Genomic DNA, 21,516 nt, shown 5'->3' on the forward strand with positions numbered 1-21,516 from the left:
ACCACCTTGACCCACCCACCTCAGGAAGAGGGCCGCACACCCATGACCGCCGCCACCCGCAGCGAACACGACCTGCTCGGAGACCGCGACGTCCCCGCCGACGCCTACTGGGGCGTCCACACCCTGCGGGCCACCGAGAACTTCCCCATCACCGGCACGCCCATCTCCGCCTACCCGCACCTGATCGACGCCCTCGCCGCTGTCAAGGAGGCCGCCGCCCTCGCCAACGAGGGACTCGGCCTGCTGGAACCCGCGAAGGCAGCCGTGATCGTCGCCGCCTGCCAGGAGATACGCGGCGGCAAGCTCCACGACCAGTTCGTCGTCGACGTCATCCAGGGCGGCGCCGGCACCTCGACCAACATGAACGCCAACGAGGTCATCGCCAACCGGGCGCTGGAGCTGCTGGGCCACGCCAAGGGCGAGTACCGGCACCTGCACCCCAACGAGGACGTCAACCTCGGCCAGTCCACCAACGACGTCTACCCGACCGCCGTTCGGATCGCGACCGTCTCCGCGGTGCGCGGCCTGCTCGAAGCCATGGCCGTCCTCCAGGACACGTTCGCCCGCAAGGCCGTCGAGTTCCGCGACGTTCTGAAGATGGGCCGCACCCAGTTGCAGGACGCCGTGCCGATGACGCTCGGGCAGGAGTTCTCCGCCTTCGCCGTCATGCTCGACGAGGACCGCAGCCGGCTCGCTGAGGCCGTCGAGCTGATCCTTGAGATCAACCTCGGCGCGACCGCGATCGGCACGGGTCTCAACGCCCCCGCCGGATACGCCGAATCGGCCCGCCGTCACCTTGCCGACGTCACCGGGCTGCCCCTGGTCACCGCGGCCAACCTGGTCGAAGCCACCCAGGACTGCGGCGCCTTCGTCCAGATGTCCGGCGTCCTCAAGCGCATCGCCGTCAAGCTCTCCAAGACCTGCAACGACCTGCGCCTGCTGTCCTCCGGGCCGCGCGCGGGCTTCGGCGAGATCAACCTGCCGCCGGTGCAGGCGGGTTCGAGCATCATGCCCGGCAAGGTCAACCCGGTGATCCCCGAGGTCGTCAACCAGGTCGCCTTCGAGGTGATCGGCAACGACATCACCATCACCATGGCCGCCGAAGCCGGACAGCTCCAGCTCAACGCCTTCGAGCCGGTCATCCTGCACTCTCTGTCGAAGTCCATAACCCACCTGCGCGCGGCCTGCCTCACCCTCGCCGAGCGCTGCGTGGCCGGCATCACCGCCAACACCGAGGTGCTGCGCGCCACCGTAGAGAACTCCATCGGCCTGGTGACCGCCCTGAACCCGCACATCGGGTACACGGCCGCCACCGACATCGCCAAGGAAGCCCTCGCCAGTGGCCGGGGTGTGGCCGAGCTGGTCCTGGAGAGGGGCCTGCTGCCGGCCGAGAGGCTCGCCGCCCTGCTGCGGCCCGAGGTGATCGCGGGCGCCAGAGCGGCCGGGGCCTGACGCGGGGCTGCGCCGCGGCTCACCGGCCGCGCACCTGGACCGCCCCGCGCCGCGGACGGCACGCTGCACTGAATCCGCCGTGTTCACTGGTGGCACGGGCGTCGAAGACCTCGGTGGCCAGCGCCAGGCAGGCCGCGAGGGCGACGGCCGCAGCGCGTCGGGCGAGGGGCCGGGCTGCCCTGGCCTCGGTGCCCTCGCCGAGGAGGGCGGCGACGCGCCGGGGAACGGGCCCGGCGGTCGCCGCGAGGGCCAAGCCGGGACGTGCGCGGCCGGTGGATGGGGCGTGGGCGGCGAGAGCGGCCCGGCTCGCCGCCCAGACGGGAACCGACCCCGCCGAAGTGCGCGCCGCCATGGACCGGCTCGCCTCCCTCTCCCTGCTGCGCCCGCCCGTTGACGGCGGGTCCGGTACAGGTGATCAGCCCCGAGTACGGCCTGGAGGCCCTACTGGCGCGCCAGCAAGCCGATTTGCTGGAGCGGCAGCACCAGATCGAGCGCAGCCGGGACGCCGCGGCCACGCTGATCGCCCGGTTCGCCCATCTGCACGGCACGCGCGAACACCCCCACGTCGAGCACCTGATCGGCGTCGAAGCCGTACGGACGCGGCTGGCGGAGCTCGTGGAGCACGTCCGCGAGGAGCTCTCGGCGCTCTCTCCCGGCGGGGCGCAGACGGAGGAGAACCTGGAAGCGGCCAAGCCGTTGGACGAGCGGCTGCTCGAACGCGGCGTGCGGTTGCGCACCCTCTACGTCGACAGCGTCCGCAGCCATCCACCGAGCGTCGAGTACGCCCGGTGGCTCAACGCGAGGGGCGGGCAGACCCGGACCGTCGCCGCGCTCCCGCTGCGCATGATCATCACCGATCGGACCTCGGCCCTGGTGCCGGCCAACCCCGAGCGGAGCGAGGAGGGCGCGGTCCTGCTCCGCGGTCCCGGGACGGTCGCCGCACTGTGTGTGCTCTTCGACCACTTGTGGGTCACCGGAACCCCCCTGATGGAGTCGGTCCCGGTGGATGGCGAGGACCTCGGCCGCCAGGAACGCGAGGTGCTCAAGCTCCTCGCGCAGGGGCTGACCGACGAGGCGGTGGCGTTGCGCCTCGGGGTCTCGCTGCGGACCACGCGCCGGATCAGCGCCAAGCTGATGGAGCGGCTGGGAGCGAAGAGCCGCTTCCACGCGGGCCTGCGCGTCGGGGAACTCGGCTTGCTCTGACGGATTTTGACGCTGCATTAGATCTGCTACGAAGTCCCCCGCAGGGTGAAACCTTTCGCGACGGGTCGGGCGTCATGCGGGTGACGGGGCGCTGCGCCCCGAGTCTGGAGAATGCGACATGGCTGTCGGCGTTCGAACCCGATCGATGTTGGTGAGTGCCGCGTCCGTCCTCGTCCTCGGTGGTGGGCTGTCCACGACCGCCGCCGCGGATCCCGTGTCGGAGGCGCCGGCGCCCCGCTGGAACCAGGCCAAGGTGCCGGGTGAGGACACCGTTCTGAGCGGCTCGGTCAGACCCGACGCGCACACCACTTGGACGGCCGGCTTCCGGATATCCCAGGACGGTGGGGGCGACGCGTTGCTGCCCGCGCTCTTCACGCACGACGACCGGAGCGACGGGCCGTGGAAGGAGGTCCCGACCGCACCCGGGGCCGTCGGCCGGATCAACGCCATCGCGGCGGACTCGGCCCGGGACGCGTGGCTGGTCGGTGACGCCGGCTGGGAGGGCGAACCGGTGATGACGCAGCACTGGAACGGGCGTTCGTGGCGGCTGGAGCCGGCGCCGATGCCGGAGAAGGCGCTCGGCGGAGGCCTGCTGGGGGTCGCGGCGGTCGCGCCGAACAACACGTGGGCGGCGGGCTGGGCGCAGATCCTCGACGAGCGGATCCCCGATCCGGACGGCGGGCCCACCCAGGTCATCGACCATATGGAGGGTCTCGTACAGCACTGGGACGGGCACGCCTGGAACATCGTCAAGCTGCCCAAGATGTACGCGAACTGGGGGCTCAACGCGATCTCGGCGTCCGGCCCGAGGGACGTCTGGGCGGTCGGCAGCGGCTACGGCGACGACGACCGGCCGGTGGTCCTGCACTTCGACGGGCGTTCCTGGACCGCGATGCCGACACCGCCTTACGGCGGTCTGTACGGCGAGTTCAACGATGTCGTCGCCAACGGGCCGCAGGACGTGTGGGTGGCGGGACGCACGATCCTGGACGACAAGGACCGCGGCCACGCGCTGATCATGCACTGGGACGGGCGGAAGTGGACGCGCATGGACGCCCCGGCCGAAGCCGGCGCCATGATGGGCGTGGCCGCGACGCGGGACGGCGTGGTCGCCGTCGGGCGGGTGGCCAACGACGACGGCGGCTACGCGCTGCAGGTGTCCGGTACGCGCGTGACGTCGCTCGGGTTCCCGGCGGACGCGGACGGGATGTCGTACTCGCCGTGGAAGATCTCCGTCACCGGGCGCGAGGTGACCGTCAGCGGCTCGGCCAACTATGTGGACCAGCAGCTTCCGCAGCCACTGCTGCTGACCACTCGGCTCTGACGTGATCCGTCGTGCCCGCGCGGGGCGGTCGGGGACCGCGCCGCGCGGGCACGGACCGCCGCGCGCGGGCACGGCGGTCAGGCCGGGGGCGGTGCCTGGGTGAGGACGCGGGCGGCGGCATAGTCCTCGCGGGACGCCTGTTCGGCCAGGTCCAGGTAGCCGTAGGCGTCGTGGCCGATCGGGATCCGCAGGGGGGTGGGCGTTGTGGAGGCGACGATGTCGAGGACCTGGGCGGCGAAGTCCTCGGGGCGGCCCGTCTCGGGGTTCTCCGCGAGGCCGCGGGTGCCGGTGAGCGTGTCGAGGTTGGTGCCGTCGTACGCGGGGATGCGGTGGTCCGCCTCGGCCAGGGCGGCGCCGTAGCGGGTGGCGAACATGCCCGGTTCGAGCACGGTGACGCGGATGTTGTGCGGGGCGGCCTCGGCGGCCAGTGCCTGGCTCATGCCCTCGAGGGCGTGCTTTCCGGCGATGTAGGCGCCCAGACCGGGGAAGGCCATCCGGCCGACGATGGAGGACACGTTGAGGATGTGGCCGTGCCCCTGGGCCCGCATCAGCGGCAGCACGAGACGGGCGAGCCGCCAGGGGCCCACGACCAGGATCTCCAACTGGTCGCGCACCTCGGCGTCCGAGAGCTCCTCGACCGCGCCGAACAGGCCGACGCCGGCGTTGTTGACGAGGACGTCGATGCCGCCGAGGCGGCCGGCCGCGGTGCGGACGGCCTCCTCGCAGGAGGCGGCGTCGCGCAGTTCGAGCGGGACCGGGAGGATACGGCCGGGCCAGGCGGCGGCCAGCTCCGCCAGATCGGCGGTCTTGCGAGCGGTGACCGCCACTTCGTCACCGGCCTCGGCCGCGGCGGTGGCCAGGGCGTGCCCGAGTCCGGAGGAGCATCCTGTGATCAGCCAGCGTCGTCCCATCGTTCCCCCGTGATGACGAAGTCGTTCCGGATGGTCGTGGTGCCTGCCTGTGCCTGTGCCTGTGGCCGATTGTGCCCGACCGTGCCCGGGCTGTCGTGGGCGACGACAGCCCCCGCTCGGCCGGAGAGGAACTGCGCGAGCCGGTTCCGGTTTCCGGTTCCCGGCGAACTCTCAGCGCGGGGCCGGGGCGTGCTTCCCGAAGAGGTCGCGCACCCTGCCGCCGCGGTCCCCCCACGCGCTGTCGGAGGCCTCCGTGACCACCCGGGCCCCGTGCGCGACCGCGGCGGCGATGGAGGCGTTCGCGTCGGGAACGTAGACCCGCAGCAGCGAAGGCATCGCCGGCCAGTTTGCCCGCCGGTCGAAGGCGAGCACGACCGTGTCGCCGATCTGCATCTCGCCGTGCCCGATGGAGCCGTCCTCGTACCGCGCGGCAGTGGAACGTGCTGAGTGTGCCCGGGCGGTGAGGAGTTGGGGTCAGGAGTCCAGGGCTTCGAGGATGTCCTCGGTCGTGGAGACCTTGCCGATGCGGGGGAAGATCTTGCCGAAGGCGTGGGCGTGGGAGTCCGCGTCCGTGTCGGTGGTGGCGTCCTCGGCGAAGACCAGCTCGTAGCTGTTCTCCCAGGCGGTGCGGGCGGTGGACTCGACGCCGATGCTCGTGGAGATCCCGGCCAGGACGATGCGGTGGATGCCGCGGCGGCGGAGCTGGAGGTCGAGTTCCGTGCCGGTGAAGGCGCCCCAGTGGCGCTTGGTGACGACCACGTCGCCGAGCTCGGCCAGCTCCCGGGGGATCTCCGAGAACGCGGCCGGGGGTGCGGCGGCGGGGCCGGGGCGGTCGACGTCGGTGGTGGGGAGGTCGCCGCCGTCGGGGGACCAGGCGACCTTGACCAGCACCACGGGCAGTTTGCGGGCGCGGAAGGCCTCGGCGAGCGCGATGGCGTTCTTGAGGATCTCGGGGGCCGGCCGGGTGGTCGGGAGGCCCAGGATCCCCTTCTGGAGGTCGATGAGGACCAGGGCGGTGCCGCCGTCGAGGTTCAGGCTGGTGGTCATGGGGGGCTCCTTCGGTGAGGTGGTCAGTCCTCTGCGAGTCGGCGCAGCAGCGGGACCGCCGCCGCCAGTAGTTCCTGCTCGGCGGGGGTCAGCCGCTCGGAGATGAGCTCCGCGACGCGGTCGTGGCCGGCCTTGCGGCGCTCCTGCACGAGGCTCTGGCCCCGGGGCGTCAGCTCGATGAGCAGCTGCCGGCCGTCGGTGGGGTGGGGGGTGCGGGCTACGAAGCCCTCGCTCTGGAGGGCGTTGACGGTGGCGATGACCGACTGCGGCCGGATCTTCTCGGCGCGGGCCAGATCGGCGGCCGTGGTCGGGCCGAGGCGGTCGAGTCGCTTCAGTACGGACATCTGCGACAGGCTCACCCCGCCGCCGACGGCGTTGCGCACCTGCCGGAGCAGCATGCCGAGGGCGAGTTGGAGTTCCTCGGCGGTCTGTTCTGCTGGCATGCTCCGACCCTAGAGGATAGACAGGCAAACTTGCAAGGTTGACTTACTTGTTCTGCGGGGCCGGGATGGTGGTCGTGGGGGTGTTCCAGCCCGAGATCCTCAGGTGCGGGGTGGATCCGTGCAGGTCGGCGGTGCGGTAGGTGGCGGTCAGGGTGAGTGAATCGCCCGGCCAGAGGCTGACCCGGTTGTCCGACCAGCGGACGGGCAGGACGGGCCGGTCCTTGTCGTCGACCAGGTGGACGTCCGCGAGGAGGGCCGGGGTGCTGCCCGGGCCCGCGTGGCGCAGGGTGATCGTGGTCGTGGAGGCCGAAGCGTCCCGGGTCGTCGTGGACGCCGTCGCGGTCGGGCGGGTCGCGGGCATCGAGCGCAGGCCCGTGAGGTCCGCGTAGGAGGTGGTCGGGGTGTAGTACCAGTCGGTGGCCGGGTAGTTGAGGACGTCCGGCCGGGTCGAGAGCCAGTACACGTTGCGGCTCAGCTCCCGGCCTTCGCCGTCGCTCAGGACCAGCCGCGCCAGGTAGGTCGTGGGCAGCCCGTCCACCGAGGCGGGCAGGGTCAGCGCCGTCGTCTTCGCGCCGTCGCCGCCGACCGCGAGACCGCGCGCGGTGCGGTCGTACTTCGCCACCCCGTCCGGGGTGAACAGCGTGACCCGCGCGGTCAGTTGCGTCGCGGGCTCGTGGCGGCGGTTGACCACGGCCACCGTGCGGTCGTCGTAGGAGTACTGGACGTGCAGCGGCTCGTTCGCCTTCTTCGCGCCGAAGTAGGCGCCGCCCTGGTCGAGATGGCGGTCCAGGAGCTGCCAGTGGAGGGAGGTCCAGCCGCTGTTGAACATCCAGTAGACCACCCCGGTCGAAGGCGCCCTGGTGTCCTTGGCGTTGCGGGCGTACGCCTCGAACTGGGCCCGTACGTTCTCGTACTGGGCGAGCTGCGCCTTGCGGACGTAGTCCTCCAGCGAGCTCGCGGCCCCGTAGCGGGCGGTCAGCGCCTCGTCGTACAGCTTCAGCGTGGCGAAGGTCTTGGAGGGGGAGCGGTGGTACTGGCGGGCCGAGGGGTCGCGCCAGAGGGTTTCCAGCTCGGCGGGGGACATCATGCGCCGCAGGGTGTCCAGGGTGGGTACGGAAGGCCCGGCGCTGGTCTCGGAGTTGAAGCCGGTGGCCCCGCCCTCGCGCTTGTCGTACCAGTAGCCGGGCGGCACCCAGTCGTAGGGGCCGGTCATGCGCATCCCCGAGCCGCCGGTCAGCGGCGCCGAAGCTGCGCTGGCCGCCGGCACCACCGGCGTGGGCCAGTCGGCGGCCCGCAGCGCGTCCACGTACCCGCGCTCGATCTCGGCGTCCGGCGCGAAGTCGCTGCCGATGAGGAAGGAGGCCACGCTGGGATGGCGGCGCAGGCGGGCGGCCTCGGCGGCCATGGAGGCGGCGGCGACGCGGTAGTCGTCCTCCTCCCACAGCTCCCCGGCCTCCGTGCCGTTGACCTGCCCCTCCCACTTTCCGCAGCACTGCCAGCCCGGCAGCGTGAGGATCCCGTAGCGGTCGGTCAGGTCGAAGAACTCGTCCGGTTCGAGGTGCCCTTCCAGGCGCAGGGTGTTCAGCCCCAGGTCGAGGGCGTACTTCAGCCGGTCCTCCACGTACGTCCGGTCCCAGCGCAGGAACTCGTCCGGCGACCAGCCGCCGCCCCTGATCAGCAGGGGGCGGCCGTTGATCCGGTACTGGCGGGCGCCGTCGGAGTTGAGCGGGGCCCGTAGCTCGCGGATGCCGAAGGTCTCGTCGGCCGCGTCGGAGAGCGTGCCGGACGCCGTCGCCGTCAGGTGCAGGCCGTAAAGGTCCTGCGCGCCCATGCCGGCCGGCCACCACACACGGGGTGATTTCAGGTGGAGTTGGGGGTGGCCGGCCGGGGCGAAGGTGACGGTCTTCGTCTCGTGCGCGCGCAGCGTGACGTCCTGGCGGAAGGGGGCGAACGCCGGGTCCGGGGCGCCGGTGGCGGGGCCGGTCAGCGTGCCGGTCACCGTCGTGGTGACCTGGGCGGCCGAGTCGTTGCGCAGCTTCGCCTTGACGGTGAGGTCGGCGGAGTCGAGGGCCGGCAGGGTCAGGCCGGTCACCACGTGGGCATCGCGCAGGGCGACCGGGCCGCCCCGGCGCACGAGGACGTCGCGGACGATCCCCATGTTCGCGTCGGCGGGGGGCTGCAGCCAGTCGAGCCAGCCCGTGGTGAGGTGCTTGTGGGGGTTGTTGGGCCGGATCCGGAAGGCGACGGTGTTGGCGCCTTTCCGGACGAGGGCGGTGACGTCCAGCTCGTGGTGGGTGTACGCGCCGGTCACCGTGGACGCGGCGGCGACCTGCCGGCCGTTGACGAACACGTCGGCGGACGAGATCACCCCGCTGAAGTCCAGGGCGGTCCGGGCGGCGGTGTCGGCCACGGTGAAATCGGACCGGAACCACCACGGCACGGTGAACTCGGCGGCGGGGATCTTCTGTTGGTTGGTGGAGTAGAAGGGATGGGGGTACGTGCCGTGCGTGAGGAGGGCCGCGAGCACGGTCGAACGCGGCCCGGCCGGGTACCAGCCGCCCGCCCCGTAGCCGGGCGTGGAGACGGCCGCCGCCGTCTCGGGGACCCGGGCCGTCGACTGCACGGCGTAGCCGGCCAGTGCGGTGGTGCTCCCGGGCGTCGCGGCGACGACGGTGACCGGCGGAGGTCCGGGAGCGGTGCCCGCGGCGTCCGCGGTGGCGGCCGGGGCGGATCCCCGGGCCGGGGCGGCGGCGGTCAGCGCGCACAGCAGCCCGGCCACGGCCAGGGCGCGGACTCGGGTGCGGACTGGGCGGTGGGACACGGCGCCCTCCGAGGAGGCTGGTCGGCACGGAACGCCCCGACGTTAGCCCCGCCCCGCGAGCCGAAGCGCCTCGCCGCGCACGCGCGGGCGGGGTCTTAGGCCAGGTCGCCCAGCGGCGGGCCGGACACCCGCCGGGACCGCGGCACGGCCCTCAGGCCGGGATCTCCTTCGCGGCGGCAGGCTCCGGCAGGCCGCGGGCCAGGAGCCAGGCCAGCAGCGGGAGGGCGGCCAGCGGGAGGAGCGCCGTGGACAGGGAGGCGGCGTCGGCGGCGGCGCCGATGAGGGGGCTGGCGAGACCCCCGACGCTGACGGTCAGGCCCAGGGTGACCCCGCTCGCGGTGCCCATCCGCGTCGGGAGGTAGTCCTGGCCCAGGGTGACCTGGAGGGAGAAGGGCACGTACAGCGCGGCGGCGGCCAGCGCGGAGCACACGTAGACCAGGGGCAGCGGCAGGAAGAGGATGCCCGCGATGGCGGGCACGGCCGCCGCGTAGGAGCGGTGGACGGTGGTGACCCGCCCCCATCGGGTGGCCAGCCGGCCGCCGAGCAGGGTGCCGCCGGCGCTGCCCGCGAAGAGCGCGAACAGGGCCACGGCGCCCGCGGTCGCGCTGCCGCCGCGCTCGCGGACGTACAGGGCGATGAAGGTGCTCAGACCCATGAAGACCACCGAGCGGACCACCACGACCAGGGAGAGCCGAAGGAACGCCCGCCAGTCGTCGGACGGCCGGTCGCCGGGCGCGGAGCCGGGCTTCGGGCCGGACGCTGAACGGGCTCCGGCGGGCGGCCAGTTGAGGAATACGCCGAGCGATGCCGGGAGGGCGAGCAGCCACCACCCGGCCGGTCCGGGCAGGGCCAGGGCGCCGACCACCAGCAGCGGCGCGCAGGCGAAGCCGATGTTGCCGCCGAGCGCGAACCAGCTCATCGCGCCGTGCCCGGAGCCGCCGGTCACCCGGACCATCCGGGCCGCCGCCGGGTGGTAGGCGGCCACGCCCAGCCCCGACAGGGCGACGGCGGCCAGCGTGGCCGCGTATCCGGCGTCGAGCCCGACCAGGGCCACGCCCAGCCCGGCGGCCGCGGTGGCCAGCGGGATCAGCCAGGGCATCGGCCACCGGTCGGTCAGCGCCCCGAAGAGGGGCTGGACCACCGAGGAGAGCAGGGAGGCGGCGAGCACGATGCCGGAGGCGGCCGCGTATCCGTACGAGCGCTCGGAGACGAGGAAGGGGACGAGCGCGGCCACGGCGCCCTGGTAGACGTCCACGCAGGAGTGGCCCGCGGAGAAGGCGGCCGTCCGCAGCCGGGCGGGGGAGCGGGGCGCGGAGCGGACGGGGGCCTGGTCGGGGGAGCGGGCGGGGGGCGGGGGCGGAGCTGTCTTCGAGGTCACCGACTGAGAATCGCTCTCGCCGGGGGCGGCCCGCTTCCGATAAATTGCCGGGTGATGCAGAAAATCCGCCACACCCCCCGCGCCGCGACGAGCATCCGCGAACTCGACACCCACCAGGGCATCGATCCGCACCGCCACGACGACCACCAGATCTGCTACGCCGGTTCCGGCGTGCTGTCCATCACCACCGACGCCGGCACCTGGGTGGCCCCGACCACCCGCGCACTGTGGATCCCGGCCGGGACGGTGCACGAGCACCGGGCCTTCGGCCGGGCCGACTTGCACTGCGTGGGCCTGCCGGTCCACCTCAACCCGCTCTCCCTCACCGCCCCCGCCGTGCTCGCCGTGGGCCCCCTGCTGCGCGAGCTGATCCTGGAGTACACCCGGGCCCCCGAGGACGGCAGCGCGCAGCGCCGCCGGATGCTCGGGGTGCTGCTCGACCAGCTCAAGGCCTCGCCGCTGCAGCCGCTGCACCTGCCCGCCCCCGCCGATCCCCGGCTGGCCGCCGTGTGCGCCCTGCTGCACGCCGACCCGGCGGATCCGCGCGGGCTGGCGGAGCTCGCCGCGCACGCGGGGGCCGGAGCGGGGGAGCGGACGCTTAGCCGGCTGTTCCGGTCCGAGCTGGGCATGACCTTCCCCCAGTGGCGGACCCAGCTGCGGCTGCACCACGCGCTGCGGCTGCTGGCCGTCGACACCCCGGTGACGGCGGTCGCGCACCGCTGCGGCTGGTCCTCGGCGAGCGCGTTCATCGACGTCTTCCGCCGGGCCTTCGGACACACGCCGGGGGCCCATGCCAAGGGGGTCGGCGCGGGCAGCGGGCCACCCGGCTCGCAGGGCGGCCACCGAGAGGCGACGATGGTGGAGGAGACCGTTCCGGGGCCAGGCGCTGGGAGGCACCCGTGGCTCACACCCGCACACCCGAAGTACTGATCACGGGCGCCGGCCCGGTCGGACTGAGCGCAGCCGCGGAGCTCGGCCGCCACGGTGTGAGCTGCCGCCTGATCGACCGCCTGCCCGCCAGGCTCCCGTACGCGAAGGCCATCGGCATCCAGCCGCGCACCCTGGAGATCTGGGACCGGATGGGCCTGGCGCGCACGGTCCTCGAGGCCGCAGTTCCGCTGCTCGGCCAGCTGGTCTACGTCAACGGCCGGCAAGTCGCGCGGTTGGAAATGGAGTTGCCGCCCGAGGTGCCGTACGGGTTCGCCGCGCTGCCGCAGTACGAGACCGAGCGGCTCATCGAGGAGTACGTGGCCGCTCTGGGCACGGTCATCGAACGCGGCACGGAACTGCTGTCGTTCACCCAGGACGAGCACGGGGTCACCGCCCGGCTGCGCACGGCCTCCGGCGCCGAGGAGGAGGTGCGCACCGGCTATCTCGTCGGCTGCGACGGAGCGCACAGCACCGTGCGCAAGGGGCTGGGGCTGACCTTCGAAGGCGGGGCCTTCCAGGAGGAGTTCATGCTGGCCGACGTGGTGGCCGACTGGGACCTGCCCCACGAATACAGCGTGCGGTCCACGCACTTCGCCGCCGACGGGTCCACCGACGACGCGCTGATCTGCGTCCCGTTGCCGGGCGAGGGCCGCTACCGCATGTCGATGATGGTCCCGCCGGAGCTCTCGGCCGAGGCGGCGCCGACGTCCGGACCCGGCTCGGGTGACGGCGCGGCCCGGGGTGACGGCGCGGCCCGGGGCGACGGTGTGGCGCACGGCATCGCGGAGGGCGACGGACGCGTTCCCGAACTGTCGCACGTCCAGGCCGTCGTGGACCGGCTCGCCCCGCGCCCGGCCACCGTCTCCACGATGCGCTGGTCGTCGGTCTTCCGCATCAGCCACCGCATCGTCGACCGCTACGGGGAGGGCCGGGTCTTCGTGGCGGGCGACGCCGCCCACATCCACCCGCCCACCGGCGCCCAGGGCATGAACACCGGGATCCAGGACGCCTGCAACCTGGCCTGGAAGCTCGCGCTCGTCCTGAAGGGTGCCGCCGGGCCGGCCCTGCTCGCCGGCTACGACGCCGAACGCCGCCCCGTCGGCGAGGAGGTCGTCGGCCGGACCCTGCGGCACAGCACGCAGGGCATCGAGAGCGACCCGGACGACCCCCGGACGGTGATCCTCCGCGAGGCCCAGCTCCTGATCTCCTACCGGGGCGGCCCGCTCGCCGGCGCCCCGTCCGGCCCGGCCGACGCGCCCCAGCCCGGCGACCGGGCCCCCGACTGCGCCGGGCTGACCCTGCCGCTCGCCGCCTACCCGCTGCGCCTGCTCGACGTCCTGCGCGACCGCACCGCGCACGTGGTGCTCCTGTACGGGGCCGACCCCGCCGCCCTGGCCGCGGCCGCCGAGGCCACCCGGTCCGCGGACCGGCCGCCCACCGGGCTCGGGCTCGGGCTGCACACCATCGGCGTCCTCGCCCTCGAGGCCCCGGAGGGCGCGTGCGAGACGGTGGCCAACACCGCGGCCGTGCCCGGATACCGGGACGCCGCCGGAGAGTTCGCCCGGCTCTACCGCCCCGACGGCCCGACCGGCTTCCTCGTGCGCCCCGACGGCTACCTCGGAGCCCGCTTCCCGCTCACCGGCACGGCAGCGGCCCTGTCCGACTACCTCCGGGCCCTGTCCGCGTCCTAGTGCTGCGTCCTCCGGATCTTGCCGGGGCCATACTGGCCGGTGTGGACATCGAAGACGACACCCGCGCCGACGCCCCTGATGACACCGTCCTGTGCGCCGTCCAGGGCCGGACCGGCGTGATCACCCTCAACCGTCCCAGGGCCCTCAACGCCCTCACCCACCCCATGGTGCTGCGCATCGCCGAGGCCCTGGCCGGCTGGGAGCGGGACCGGGGCGTCGACCAGGTGCTCATCCGGGGTGCGGGGGAGCGCGGGCTGTGCGCCGGAGGGGACATCCGGGCCATCCACGACGACGCCAAGGCCGGGACGCGGGCCTCGGCGGAGTTCTGGCGCGACGAGTACCGGCTCAACGCGTACATCGCCCGTTACCCCAAGCCCTACGTCGCCCTCATGGACGGCATCGTCATGGGCGGCGGGGTCGGGGTCTCCGCCCACGGCAGCGTCCGCGTGGTCACCGAACGCTCCCGCGTCGCCATGCCCGAAACCGGCATCGGCTTCGTCCCGGACGTCGGCGGCACCCACCTGCTCGCCCGTGCTCCCGGCCTGCTCGGCACCCACCTCGCCCTCACCGGCTCGGCCGTGGGCGCCGCCGACGCGCTGCTGTGCGGGCTCGCCGACCACTTCGTACCGGCCGACCGGCTGCCCGCACTGACCGCGGAGCTCGCGGACGCCCCCGCCGAGGAGGTGCTGGCGCGCCACGCCGCCGCCGTCGGGCCGGGCCCGCTCGCCGAGTGGCGGGGCTGGATCGACCACTGTTACGCGGCCGGCACCGTCGAGGAGATCGTGGACCGGCTGCACGCGCAGGGCGACCCGGCGGCCAAGGAGGCCGCCGAGACGATCCTCGCCAAGTCCCCGACGGCCCTCAAGGTGACCCTGGAGGCGGTCCGCAGGGCCGCCGCCCTCGGGGAGCTGGAGGCGGTGCTGGACCAGGAGTTCCGCGTCTCCTGCCACGCGCTGACCTCACCCGACCTGGTGGAGGGCATCCGGGCGCAGGTCGTGGACAAGGACCGCACCCCGCGCTGGTCCCCGGCCACCCTCGGCGAGGTCGCCGAGCAGGACGTGGCCAGGTTCTTCGCCCCGCTCGAGTCTCCTCGACGGGCCGGCCCGGATCGGGGAGCGGGGGAGTAGGGGAGTAGGGGAGTAGGGGGAGTAGGGGGAGTAGGCCGGGCTCAGCGGTAGCCGGTGGCGTCCGCCGGGCGGTCCGGGTCCTGGACCTCGACCATGTAGCGCCAGGCGTCCGGCCGGCTGCCGTCGAGGTCCGTGAACCCGTAGACCCCGGCGAGCTGTCCGCTGGAGAGCGACTGCCCGTTCCAGCGGGACACCTCCGGGTCGCCGGCCAGCGCCGCGACCGCGCGGCCGACGTAGGACGGGGTCTCCGAGATGCAGAAGTGCGGGACCTTCTCCAGCGCGTCCCGCCAGTTCGCCTCGCCGACGCCGAAGGCGTCGAGCATCATCTCCGAGCGCAGCCAGCCCGGGGTCAGGGCCACCGCCGTCGCACCGCGCGGGCCCACTTCGTGGCCGAGGGCGAACGCCATGCGCAGCACGGCCGATTTGGCGATGTCGTAGAAGAAGGAGTTCCGGTAGCGGGTCGCGTTGTACTCCGCCGTGCCGTCCGTCATCTCCACGACCAGTCCGCCCGGTTCGCGCAGCAGCAGCGGCAACGCGCAGTGGCTGGTGACCGCGTGGGTCTCCACCGCGAGGCGCAGCAGCCGCAGTCCGTTGTCCAGGTCGTGTTCCCAGACCGTGCTCTCCCACTCGAAGAGCCGCTCGCCGCCCCAGATGTCGTTGACCAGGACATCGAGGCGGCCCCGCTCCGCGTCGATCCGCCCGACCAGCGCCCGGACCTGCGCGGGCACCAGATGGTCCGCGACCACCGCGATGCCCTGTCCGCCCGCCGCCGTGACCAGCTCGGCGGTCTCCTCGATCGTCTCGGGCCGGTCGTACTCGGAGCGCCGGCCCCTCGTGCTGCGCCCGCTGACGTACACGGTCGCGCCCCGGGCCCCCAGCTCCACCGCGATGCCCCGGCCCGCGCCCCGGGTGGCTCCGGCCACCAGGGCGACCCTGCCTTCGAGGGTGCGTCCTGATTGAGTCATGGACCCGACCCTACGGGGCGCACGCGCGGCGGCCGGGCCGACACGGCGCGGCCGGGCCGCGCCGGACCCGTGGTGAGACGGGAGGTGGGCGGGCTTGAACAACGGGCCCCCCAGGCCGCACTGTTGGCCGAGTTCCGTCCATATCGTCAGGAGATCAGGCTTGTCCCCCGATCACGCAAGCGCGTACGTCATCGACCCCGCCGGCGGCTGCCCGCACGCCCTCAACGCCCGGCTGCGCGCCCAGGGCGCCGTAGCCGAAGTGGTCCTGCCCGGCGGGGTGCCCGGGGCCGTCGTCCTCGGCCACGAGGCGCTCAAGGAGTTCCTCGCCCACCCCGACGTGGCCAAGGACGCCCGTCACTTCCCCGCCCTGCACGACGGCACCATCGCCAAGGACTGGCCGCTGCGCGTCTTCGCCAACGCCCAGGGCATGCACACCGCCGACGACGCCGACCACCGCCGGCTGCGCTCCCTCGTCGGCAACGCCTTCACGGCCCGCCAGGTGGAGCGGCTGCGCCCCCGCGTCGAGGAGCTGACGGCAGCGCTACTGGACGATCTGCACCGGGCGGCGGCCGAATCCCCGGACGGGACGGCCGACTTGCGCACGCACTTCGCGCTGCCGCTCCCGATGAGCGTGATCTGTGAGCTCCTCGGAGTGGATCCCGAGCACCGGGGACGGCTGCACACCCTGTCCAACACCGTCATCATCGCGACCGACACCACCCCGGCCGAGGTCATGGCGGCCGTACGGGAACTCGTCGAACTGCTCGGCGCCATCGCCGCCGCCCGCCGGGCGGACCCGGGCGAGGACCTGACGAGCGCGCTGATAGCCGCCCGCGAGGGAGACGGAGACCGGCTCAGCGAGGCCGAACTCATCGGCACCATGCGGCTGATGCTCGTCGCGGGCCACGAGACCACGCTCAACCTGATCAGCAACGCGGTCCGGGCCCTGTGCACCCACCGCGACCAGCTCGCCCTGGTCCTGGAGGGGAAGGCGAGCTGGTCGGACGTGGTCGACGAGACCCTGCGCTTCGACGGCCCCGTCAGCTGGTTCCCGTTCCGCTACCCGACCCGGGACCTGACCGTGGACGGGACCGTCATCCCGCAGGGCACCCCGGTCCTCGCCGGGTACACGGCGGCCGGCCGCGACGAGGCCTTCCACGGCCCGGACGCGAACCGGTTCGACGTCACCCGCCCCACCGCGGCCCGCAACCTCTCCTTCGGCCACGGCGCCCACTACTGCGTCGGCGCCCCGCTCGCCCGGCTGGAGGCCACGATCGCCCTGGAAGCCCTCTTCACCCGCTTCCCGGACCTCGACCTGGCCGTGCCCGAGGGCGAACTCCCGCACCAGCGCAGCTTCATCGGCAACAGCGTCGAGAAGCTGCCGGTCCGCCTGGTGCGGGAGTGAGCGCGTAGGGCGGGGGCGAGGGCGGCCGTCGGCTCAGGCGCCGGGGGCCGAGGGCGGGGAGATCTCCGTGCTCAGCCAGCCCAGGGCGTCCGGGTACATCCCGATCCAGGTCTGGAAGTTGTGCCCGCCCTGGGGCCGGATCAGGGTCTTGACCCGGACCCCGGAGCCCTCGGCCGCCTTGGCGAAGGCGCTCAGCTGGCGCACCGGGCTGTCCTTGTCCTGCGCGGAGGTGGCCAGGAACAGGCCGACGTCCGCGTTCTTCGCGTGCTCGACCAGCCACATCGGACTGTTGCGCTCGCGCAGCAGCGGATCGGCCAGTACGTCCGGGTCCCCGGTCAGCGGATCCGGGTCCAGGGCCGCGCCCGCGCGGAACACCTTCGGGTACTGCAGCGGCAGCTTGGCCGCGCAGAAGGCTCCGGTCGAGATGCCCATCAGCCCCCAGCCCTTGGGCTCGGGGAGGGTGCGGAAGTTCTTGGAGACGAGGTCCGGCACGTCCTGCGCGAGCCAGCTCGCCACCTTGCGCTGGGGGGTGTCGGTGCAGTCGGTGTTGACCCCGCCGGGGTACAGCTCGGGGATCACCAGGATGAAGGGGTGCGCCGCGCCCAGCTGGACGAGCTGCTCCAGGGCGCCCGGCATGTTGCCGAGGTCCAGCCAGCTGCGCGGCGAGCCCGGGTAGCCGTGCAGCAGCATCAGTACGGGGAAGCGGGTCTTCTCGGCGCCCGGTGCGTCGTACTCCGGGGGAGTCCACACGATCACCTGGCCGGCGAGCTTGGAGTGGGAGCCGCGGAAGTAGGTGGTGCGGGTGCCTTCGCTGCCCTGGGTGAACTTGGCCCGGCCCAGTGGCGGCCCGGTCATGACGGAGGAGTCCTGCCCGGTGTCGGTGCCCAGCAGGTCGTCCCAGGAGGAGTAGAGCCCGTAGCTGCCGTTGATCCAGGTGGCCACGACGCAGATGGCGGTGAACTGGCACACGGCGATCATCACCAGCCGGGCCGGCCAGCGGACGAAGCCCGGCCCGGGGATCCGGTTCCACAGGAGCAGCGCGGCGAGCATGGCCAGCACGGTGACGACGATCAGCGTGACGAGGAACGACGTACTGGTCAGCTCCACTGCGCCGGCTCCTGACGTACGGGACGACTGGACAGAGAATTCCAGACAATACGTGAAATGTAGGGTGTGCGCCGCCCGGGGAAGGGGCGGCGCACACCGTGTCGAGCGGCGGACGAGCGCCATTCGGCCGACGGGCCTGCGGTAGATTCACCGCCTGTTCACCGACGCGGTTCCGGAGGTTTCGTACGCGCTGGTGTCGTATAAGGCATGATCGACGGGGATATGCGGAAAACGCCGAAAACAACGAATCGCCGGATTCACTCCGGACCGCGGGCCAGGGTGTCGTCCCTGTCCTCGGCGCGCGCCGTCTACCAGGTCAAGCTCCTGCTGGACCCGGAGCGGGTGCTGGACGCCGACGGCCTGCCCACGGAGGCCGCCACGGCCGCGCTCTGCCTCGGCGCGCCCGGCCGGGTCGAGGTGGCCCAGTACATGGACGACGCCGGGCAGAGCCTCAACGGCCAGGGCTGGATCGTCCGCATCCGGCGCCACGACGACGAGAACCGGATCCGCCTCGCCTACAAGGCCCGGTTCGACATCGACGGCGACGGCACCGAGCCGGCCGCCGTACGGCAGGTGATGGAACGGGCGGGCGGCTACAACCTCGGTGTCGGCGACTGCAGTTACGGCGTCCAGGTGAATCTCAGCCACACCCGCGCCACCGTCGACTTCACCAACAAGAAGTGCCGTCCGGTCCCGGGCCTGGCCCCCGGCGAACTCCCCGGCCTCGAGGCCTCCCGCGCCCTGGTTCTGGACCGGCTCCCCGGAAAACTCGCCAAGTGGGGTGCGAAACCGGTCGGTTGGGCAGAGTCCGTCGCCGCTTCATCCCGTCTCCACGGTCCGGTAAGGCAGGCCAACTATCCTGGCCGCATGCTCGATCATGCGATGGAGACACAAGTCAGCCGACTGCGGAGCGCATCCGGTGAGCTGACCTGGTTCACCGAGATCACGGCCAAGGCGCGCACCCTGCGGGAAGCCGTCGAGCTGCGCTCCGAGATGATGGGCAAGCTCCGGGCCGAGGGCTGGCTCCTGGAGCGGGACGCCTTCAAGACCGACCTCATCCTGGGCCGGTGAAGGTGTCCGCGCCCGGCCCGATACGCGTGGCCCACCTGGCCGACCTGCACATAGGGTCCGCCCTGCGCGGCCTGGCGGACTACCCCGGGGCCCCCGCGATAGACCCGCACGAGGCCCCGTACGAGGCCCTGCGCGCGGCCGTGCTCCGGATCACCGGCGGCGGCTACCACGGGGTCCTCGTCGCCGGGGACGTCTTCGACCGGCGCCACACCGACGCCCGGGCGCTGGCCGCCTGCCAGGACGCGCTCGGCGCCTTCCACGAGGCGGGCCTGCGCACGGTGGTGGTCTCGGGCAACCACGACGCGGAGACCCCGCTGCCGCACAAGCTGAACCTCCCGCCCTCCGTGCGCTGGCTCGGCTCCGAAGCCCCCGAGTCCGTGTCCTGGACCGGCCTGGGCATCACCGTCCACGGCCAGTCGGTGGCGGACCCCGACGAGCGGCGCGACCTCGCCGCCGGATACCCGCGCAGAGTCCCCGGCACCGTGAACATAGGGCTGCTCCACACCAGCCTGGATGGGTCCTGGAGCCGCCGGATCTGCGCGCCGACGACGCCGCGGACCTTGGAGCGGGCCGGCTACGACTACTGGGCGCTCGGCCACGTCCACCACCGGGTGATCCCGGACACGGCCGCCTTCGCGGTGTACCCGGGCAACTCCCACGCCCGGGGCCCCGGCGAGGCGGGCGGCCGCGGGTTCACCGAGCTGCTGATCGGGGCCGAGGACTCCGCGGGCGCACCCCGCGTCGAGATCCGGCAGGTCGACACCGCGCCGGTGCGCTACGAGACCCTGCACTTCCCGGATCCGGACCCGGACCCGCGGACCCTCGAGGCCGACCTGCTGGCCCGGTTCGCGGCCGTCCCGGAGCCGCCCCCCGGCGGGGCCGTCGTCTGGACCCTCAGCGCCGCCACGCCCGCCGGCCTGCTCCGGCCCGCCCGCGCACTGGCGGGCCCGGCCGCCATGGTCTGCCCCGCGCAGGACGACCCGGCGCACTGACCGCTACCGCCCCGACACCGATACGGACACCGAGTGCCATCCGGTGGCCCCGTCGGGGACGGCTCCCGTGCGTTCCCCCGTCTGCACGGCGCCCGTACGGTCCGTGGCCCGGACCTCCAGGGTGTGCCGGCCGGGCGACGCCTCCCACGGCCACACCCACTGGCGCCACGTGTCGTCCCCGTCCGCTTCCCCGAGCCGGGCCTGGTGCCAGGGGCCCGCGTCCACCCGTACCTCCACCCGCGCGATGCCCCGGTGCTGCGCCCACGCCACCCCGGCGACCGCGACGCGGCCCGCGGCGAGCTCGGCGGAGGAGCGCGGGGTGTCGATGCGCGACTGGGTCTTGACCGGGGCCCGCGCGGCCCACGACCGGCGCACCCAGTACGCGTCGTACGCGGAGAAGGTGGTCAGCCGCAGCTCGCGCAGCCACTTGCACCCGGAGACGTACCCGTACAGGCCCGGCACGACCATGCGTACGGGGAAACCGTGCTGGAAGGGGAGCGGCTCCCCGTTCATCCCGACGGCCAGCAGCGCGTCCCGGCCGTCCATCACGGCCTCGACAGGGGTGCCGAGAGTCATCCCGTCCACCGAACGCGCCACCAGCTGGTCGGCCGGACCGCCCTGGGAGGGCGGCCGGACCCCGGCCTCGCGCAACAGATCGGCGAGGCGCACGCCGAGCCAGCGGGCGTTGCCCGCGTACGGGCCGCCGACCTCGTTGGACACGCACGTGAGGGTGATGTCGTGCTCGACCAGCGGACGGGCGAGCAGCTCCCGGAGACCGAGGGTGAGGGGCCTGGCGACTCCGTCCCCGTGGATGCGCAGCCGCCAGGTGTCCGCGTCCACGCGCGGGACCACCAGGGCGGTGTCCACGCGGTAGAAGTCCTTGTCCGGGGTCACGAAGCGGGAGATCCCGGGGATCCGCAGCTCCGCCCCCGCCGGTACCGGCGGCGCCGGGACGGCGGGCGGGGGCAGGACGAAGTCGGCCCGGGAGGCCGTGGCTCCGGCCGAGCCGTAGGCGCCGAGCCGGCGCCCGGCGTAGCCGGCCGCGGTCGAGAGCGCCACGGTGGCGACCACGAGGCGGCCGAATCCCCGCCGGTCCAGGCCGCCCGCAGCGGGACCGGGAGCCGGCCGCCGCAAGGCCGTGACCAGCAGGTACAGCACTCCGGCAGCGGCGGCCCCGCCCGCCAGGGAGGGCAGCGCGTCCTTCCACGTCGCCTCCGGACGGCTGAGCGCGGCCGCTGCCCCGACCACCCCGAAGGCGGCCGCGAGCGCGATGCCCGCGGGCAGGTGCCGGACGGCGAGCAGCCCGGCCGCCATCGCGACCGCGGCCAGCGCGGCGACGATCCCGAGGGTCAGGACCAGTTTGTCGTCGGGCCCGAACTGGCGGATCGCCCACTCCTTGAGGGCGGCGGGGGTCCGGTCCACCACGGCCCCGCCGACCGCGGTGACCGGGGAGGCCTCGGGCCGGACGGCGGCCGCGGCCAGCTCGGCCAGAGCCAGTCCGGCGCCCGCGGCGAGCAGTCCGCCGAGGGCGCCGAGCAGGTACCGCCTCGGACGCTTCGGGTCGGTCTTCACATGCATCGCACGAGTCACATGAATCATTCGGAATCACCGCCTGACCGGTTTGGTCTGATTCCTCCTGTGAGGTTGGG

The 21,516-nt window shown here is 73.4% G+C and carries 18 protein-coding genes and 1 pseudogene; 9 read left to right on the forward strand and 10 right to left on the reverse strand.

Going from position 1 to position 21,516, the window contains the following annotated elements; all coding sequences use genetic code 11:
- Nucleotides 1-42: 42 nt before the first annotated feature.
- Nucleotides 43-1,452 carry an aspartate ammonia-lyase gene (aspA, locus tag OG490_RS31475; protein ID WP_330299657.1) on the forward strand — a complete coding sequence of 470 codons (1,410 nt, stop codon included), beginning with the start codon at nt 43-45 and terminating at the stop codon, nt 1,450-1,452.
- Nucleotides 1,453-1,471: 19 nt separating this feature from the next.
- Here aspA and OG490_RS31480 read toward each other — a convergent pair whose 3' ends face one another.
- On the reverse strand, nt 1,472-1,804 hold the full coding sequence (locus OG490_RS31480) for a hypothetical protein (protein WP_330299658.1): 333 nt from the start codon (nt 1,802-1,804) through the stop codon (nt 1,472-1,474).
- A gap of 59 nt (nt 1,805-1,863) precedes the next feature.
- On the opposite strand from OG490_RS31480, the gene OG490_RS31485 reads away from it, so the two are divergent.
- Together OG490_RS31485 and OG490_RS31490 are read left to right on the forward strand one after the other, a co-directional pair.
- On the forward strand, nt 1,864-2,655 hold the full coding sequence (locus OG490_RS31485) for a helix-turn-helix transcriptional regulator (protein ID WP_330299659.1): 792 nt from the start codon (nt 1,864-1,866) through the stop codon (nt 2,653-2,655).
- A 151-nt stretch (nt 2,656-2,806) separates the two neighbouring features.
- Nucleotides 2,807-3,979 (forward strand): hypothetical protein, encoded by a 1,173-nt coding sequence (locus tag OG490_RS31490; protein ID WP_330299660.1) that lies wholly within the window; start codon nt 2,807-2,809, stop codon nt 3,977-3,979.
- A 77-nt stretch (nt 3,980-4,056) separates the two neighbouring features.
- Here OG490_RS31490 and OG490_RS31495 read toward each other — a convergent pair whose 3' ends face one another.
- The 6 genes and pseudogenes from OG490_RS31495 to OG490_RS31520 all read right to left on the reverse strand — a co-directional run bounded on the left by OG490_RS31495 (nt 4,057) and on the right by OG490_RS31520 (nt 10,492).
- Nucleotides 4,057-4,890, reverse strand: a complete 834-nt coding sequence (locus OG490_RS31495) for an SDR family oxidoreductase (protein ID WP_330299661.1) — start codon at nt 4,888-4,890, stop codon at nt 4,057-4,059.
- A gap of 195 nt (nt 4,891-5,085) precedes the next feature.
- Nucleotides 5,086-5,310 (reverse strand): annotated as a pseudogene (locus tag OG490_RS31500) (VOC family protein); the annotation flags it as partial.
- Between the two features lie 54 nt (nt 5,311-5,364).
- A complete protein-coding gene (locus OG490_RS31505; RefSeq protein WP_330299662.1) occupies nt 5,365-5,937 on the reverse strand; it encodes a hydrolase in 573 nt (190 codons plus the stop codon).
- 23 nt (nt 5,938-5,960) lie between these two features.
- Nucleotides 5,961-6,380 (reverse strand): MarR family winged helix-turn-helix transcriptional regulator, encoded by a 420-nt coding sequence (locus OG490_RS31510; RefSeq protein ID WP_330299663.1) that lies wholly within the window; start codon nt 6,378-6,380, stop codon nt 5,961-5,963.
- A gap of 43 nt (nt 6,381-6,423) precedes the next feature.
- Nucleotides 6,424-9,201, reverse strand: coding sequence for a glycoside hydrolase family 2 protein (locus OG490_RS31515; protein WP_330299664.1), 2,778 nt, complete (start codon nt 9,199-9,201; stop codon nt 6,424-6,426).
- A 151-nt stretch (nt 9,202-9,352) separates the two neighbouring features.
- Complete coding sequence (locus OG490_RS31520; RefSeq protein WP_330301141.1) at nt 9,353-10,492, reverse strand: MFS transporter; 1,140 nt, start codon at nt 10,490-10,492, stop codon at nt 9,353-9,355.
- A gap of 141 nt (nt 10,493-10,633) precedes the next feature.
- Between OG490_RS31520 and OG490_RS31525 the strand changes: the two genes are divergently transcribed.
- From OG490_RS31525 to OG490_RS31535, 3 genes are read left to right on the forward strand one after another with little or no spacing between them, the layout of a single operon-like run.
- A complete protein-coding gene (locus tag OG490_RS31525) occupies nt 10,634-11,509 on the forward strand; it encodes an AraC family transcriptional regulator (RefSeq protein ID WP_330299665.1) in 876 nt (291 codons plus the stop codon).
- A complete protein-coding gene (locus OG490_RS31530; RefSeq protein WP_330299666.1) occupies nt 11,479-13,200 on the forward strand; it encodes an FAD-dependent monooxygenase in 1,722 nt (573 codons plus the stop codon). Before OG490_RS31525 ends, OG490_RS31530 begins: the two co-directional genes overlap by 31 nt.
- A 41-nt stretch (nt 13,201-13,241) precedes the next feature.
- Nucleotides 13,242-14,327 carry an enoyl-CoA hydratase/isomerase family protein gene (locus tag OG490_RS31535; RefSeq protein ID WP_330299667.1) on the forward strand — a complete coding sequence of 362 codons (1,086 nt, stop codon included), beginning with the start codon at nt 13,242-13,244 and terminating at the stop codon, nt 14,325-14,327.
- Nucleotides 14,328-14,368: 41 nt separating this feature from the next.
- On the opposite strand, the gene OG490_RS31540 is transcribed toward OG490_RS31535, so the two are convergent.
- A complete protein-coding gene (locus OG490_RS31540; protein WP_330299668.1) occupies nt 14,369-15,292 on the reverse strand; it encodes an SDR family oxidoreductase in 924 nt (307 codons plus the stop codon).
- Nucleotides 15,293-15,452: 160 nt separating this feature from the next.
- Here OG490_RS31540 and OG490_RS31545 point away from each other — a divergent pair, with 160 nt between their 5' ends.
- Nucleotides 15,453-16,697 carry a cytochrome P450 family protein gene (locus tag OG490_RS31545; protein ID WP_330299669.1) on the forward strand — a complete coding sequence of 415 codons (1,245 nt, stop codon included), beginning with the start codon at nt 15,453-15,455 and terminating at the stop codon, nt 16,695-16,697.
- Nucleotides 16,698-16,730: 33 nt separating this feature from the next.
- On the opposite strand, the gene OG490_RS31550 is transcribed toward OG490_RS31545, so the two are convergent.
- The gene (locus tag OG490_RS31550) at nt 16,731-17,804 is read right to left on the reverse strand and encodes an alpha/beta hydrolase (protein WP_330299670.1); all 1,074 of its coding nucleotides are present in this window, start codon (nt 17,802-17,804) and stop codon (nt 16,731-16,733) included.
- 279 nt (nt 17,805-18,083) lie between these two features.
- Between OG490_RS31550 and OG490_RS31555 the strand changes: the two genes are divergently transcribed.
- Both OG490_RS31555 and OG490_RS31560 read left to right on the forward strand, forming a co-directional pair.
- A complete protein-coding gene (locus OG490_RS31555; RefSeq protein ID WP_330299671.1) occupies nt 18,084-18,875 on the forward strand; it encodes a hypothetical protein in 792 nt (263 codons plus the stop codon).
- The gene (locus tag OG490_RS31560; RefSeq protein WP_330299672.1) at nt 18,872-19,867 is read left to right on the forward strand and encodes a metallophosphoesterase family protein; all 996 of its coding nucleotides are present in this window, start codon (nt 18,872-18,874) and stop codon (nt 19,865-19,867) included. The genes OG490_RS31555 and OG490_RS31560 overlap by 4 nt, the downstream gene beginning before the upstream one ends.
- Nucleotides 19,868-19,870: 3 nt before the next feature.
- Here OG490_RS31560 and OG490_RS31565 read toward each other — a convergent pair whose 3' ends face one another.
- Nucleotides 19,871-21,445 (reverse strand): molybdopterin-dependent oxidoreductase, encoded by a 1,575-nt coding sequence (locus OG490_RS31565; RefSeq protein WP_330299673.1) that lies wholly within the window; start codon nt 21,443-21,445, stop codon nt 19,871-19,873.
- Between the last annotated feature and the right edge of the window lie 71 nt (nt 21,446-21,516).

This window comes from Streptomyces sp. NBC_00503, from assembly GCF_036346895.1.
Lineage (GTDB): Bacteria > Actinomycetota > Actinomycetes > Streptomycetales > Streptomycetaceae > Streptomyces.

Bases quoted from the DNA above. Each gene is read 5' to 3' on its own strand.
- OG490_RS31525 (WP_330299665.1), top strand. From the start codon at position 10,634: ATGCAGAAAATCCGCCACACCCCCCGCGCCGCGACGAGCATCCGCGAA.
- OG490_RS31510 (WP_330299663.1), bottom strand. From the start codon at position 6,380: ATGCCAGCAGAACAGACCGCCGAGGAACTCCAACTCGCCCTCGGCATG.
- OG490_RS31505 (WP_330299662.1), bottom strand. From the start codon at position 5,937: ATGACCACCAGCCTGAACCTCGACGGCGGCACCGCCCTGGTCCTCATC.
- OG490_RS31540 (WP_330299668.1), bottom strand. From the start codon at position 15,292: ATGACTCAATCAGGACGCACCCTCGAAGGCAGGGTCGCCCTGGTGGCC.
- OG490_RS31565 (WP_330299673.1), bottom strand. From the start codon at position 21,445: ATGCATGTGAAGACCGACCCGAAGCGTCCGAGGCGGTACCTGCTCGGC.
- aspA (WP_330299657.1), top strand. From the start codon at position 43: ATGACCGCCGCCACCCGCAGCGAACACGACCTGCTCGGAGACCGCGAC.
- OG490_RS31480 (WP_330299658.1), bottom strand. From the start codon at position 1,804: ATGGCGGCGCGCACTTCGGCGGGGTCGGTTCCCGTCTGGGCGGCGAGC.
- OG490_RS31495 (WP_330299661.1), bottom strand. From the start codon at position 4,890: ATGGGACGACGCTGGCTGATCACAGGATGCTCCTCCGGACTCGGGCAC.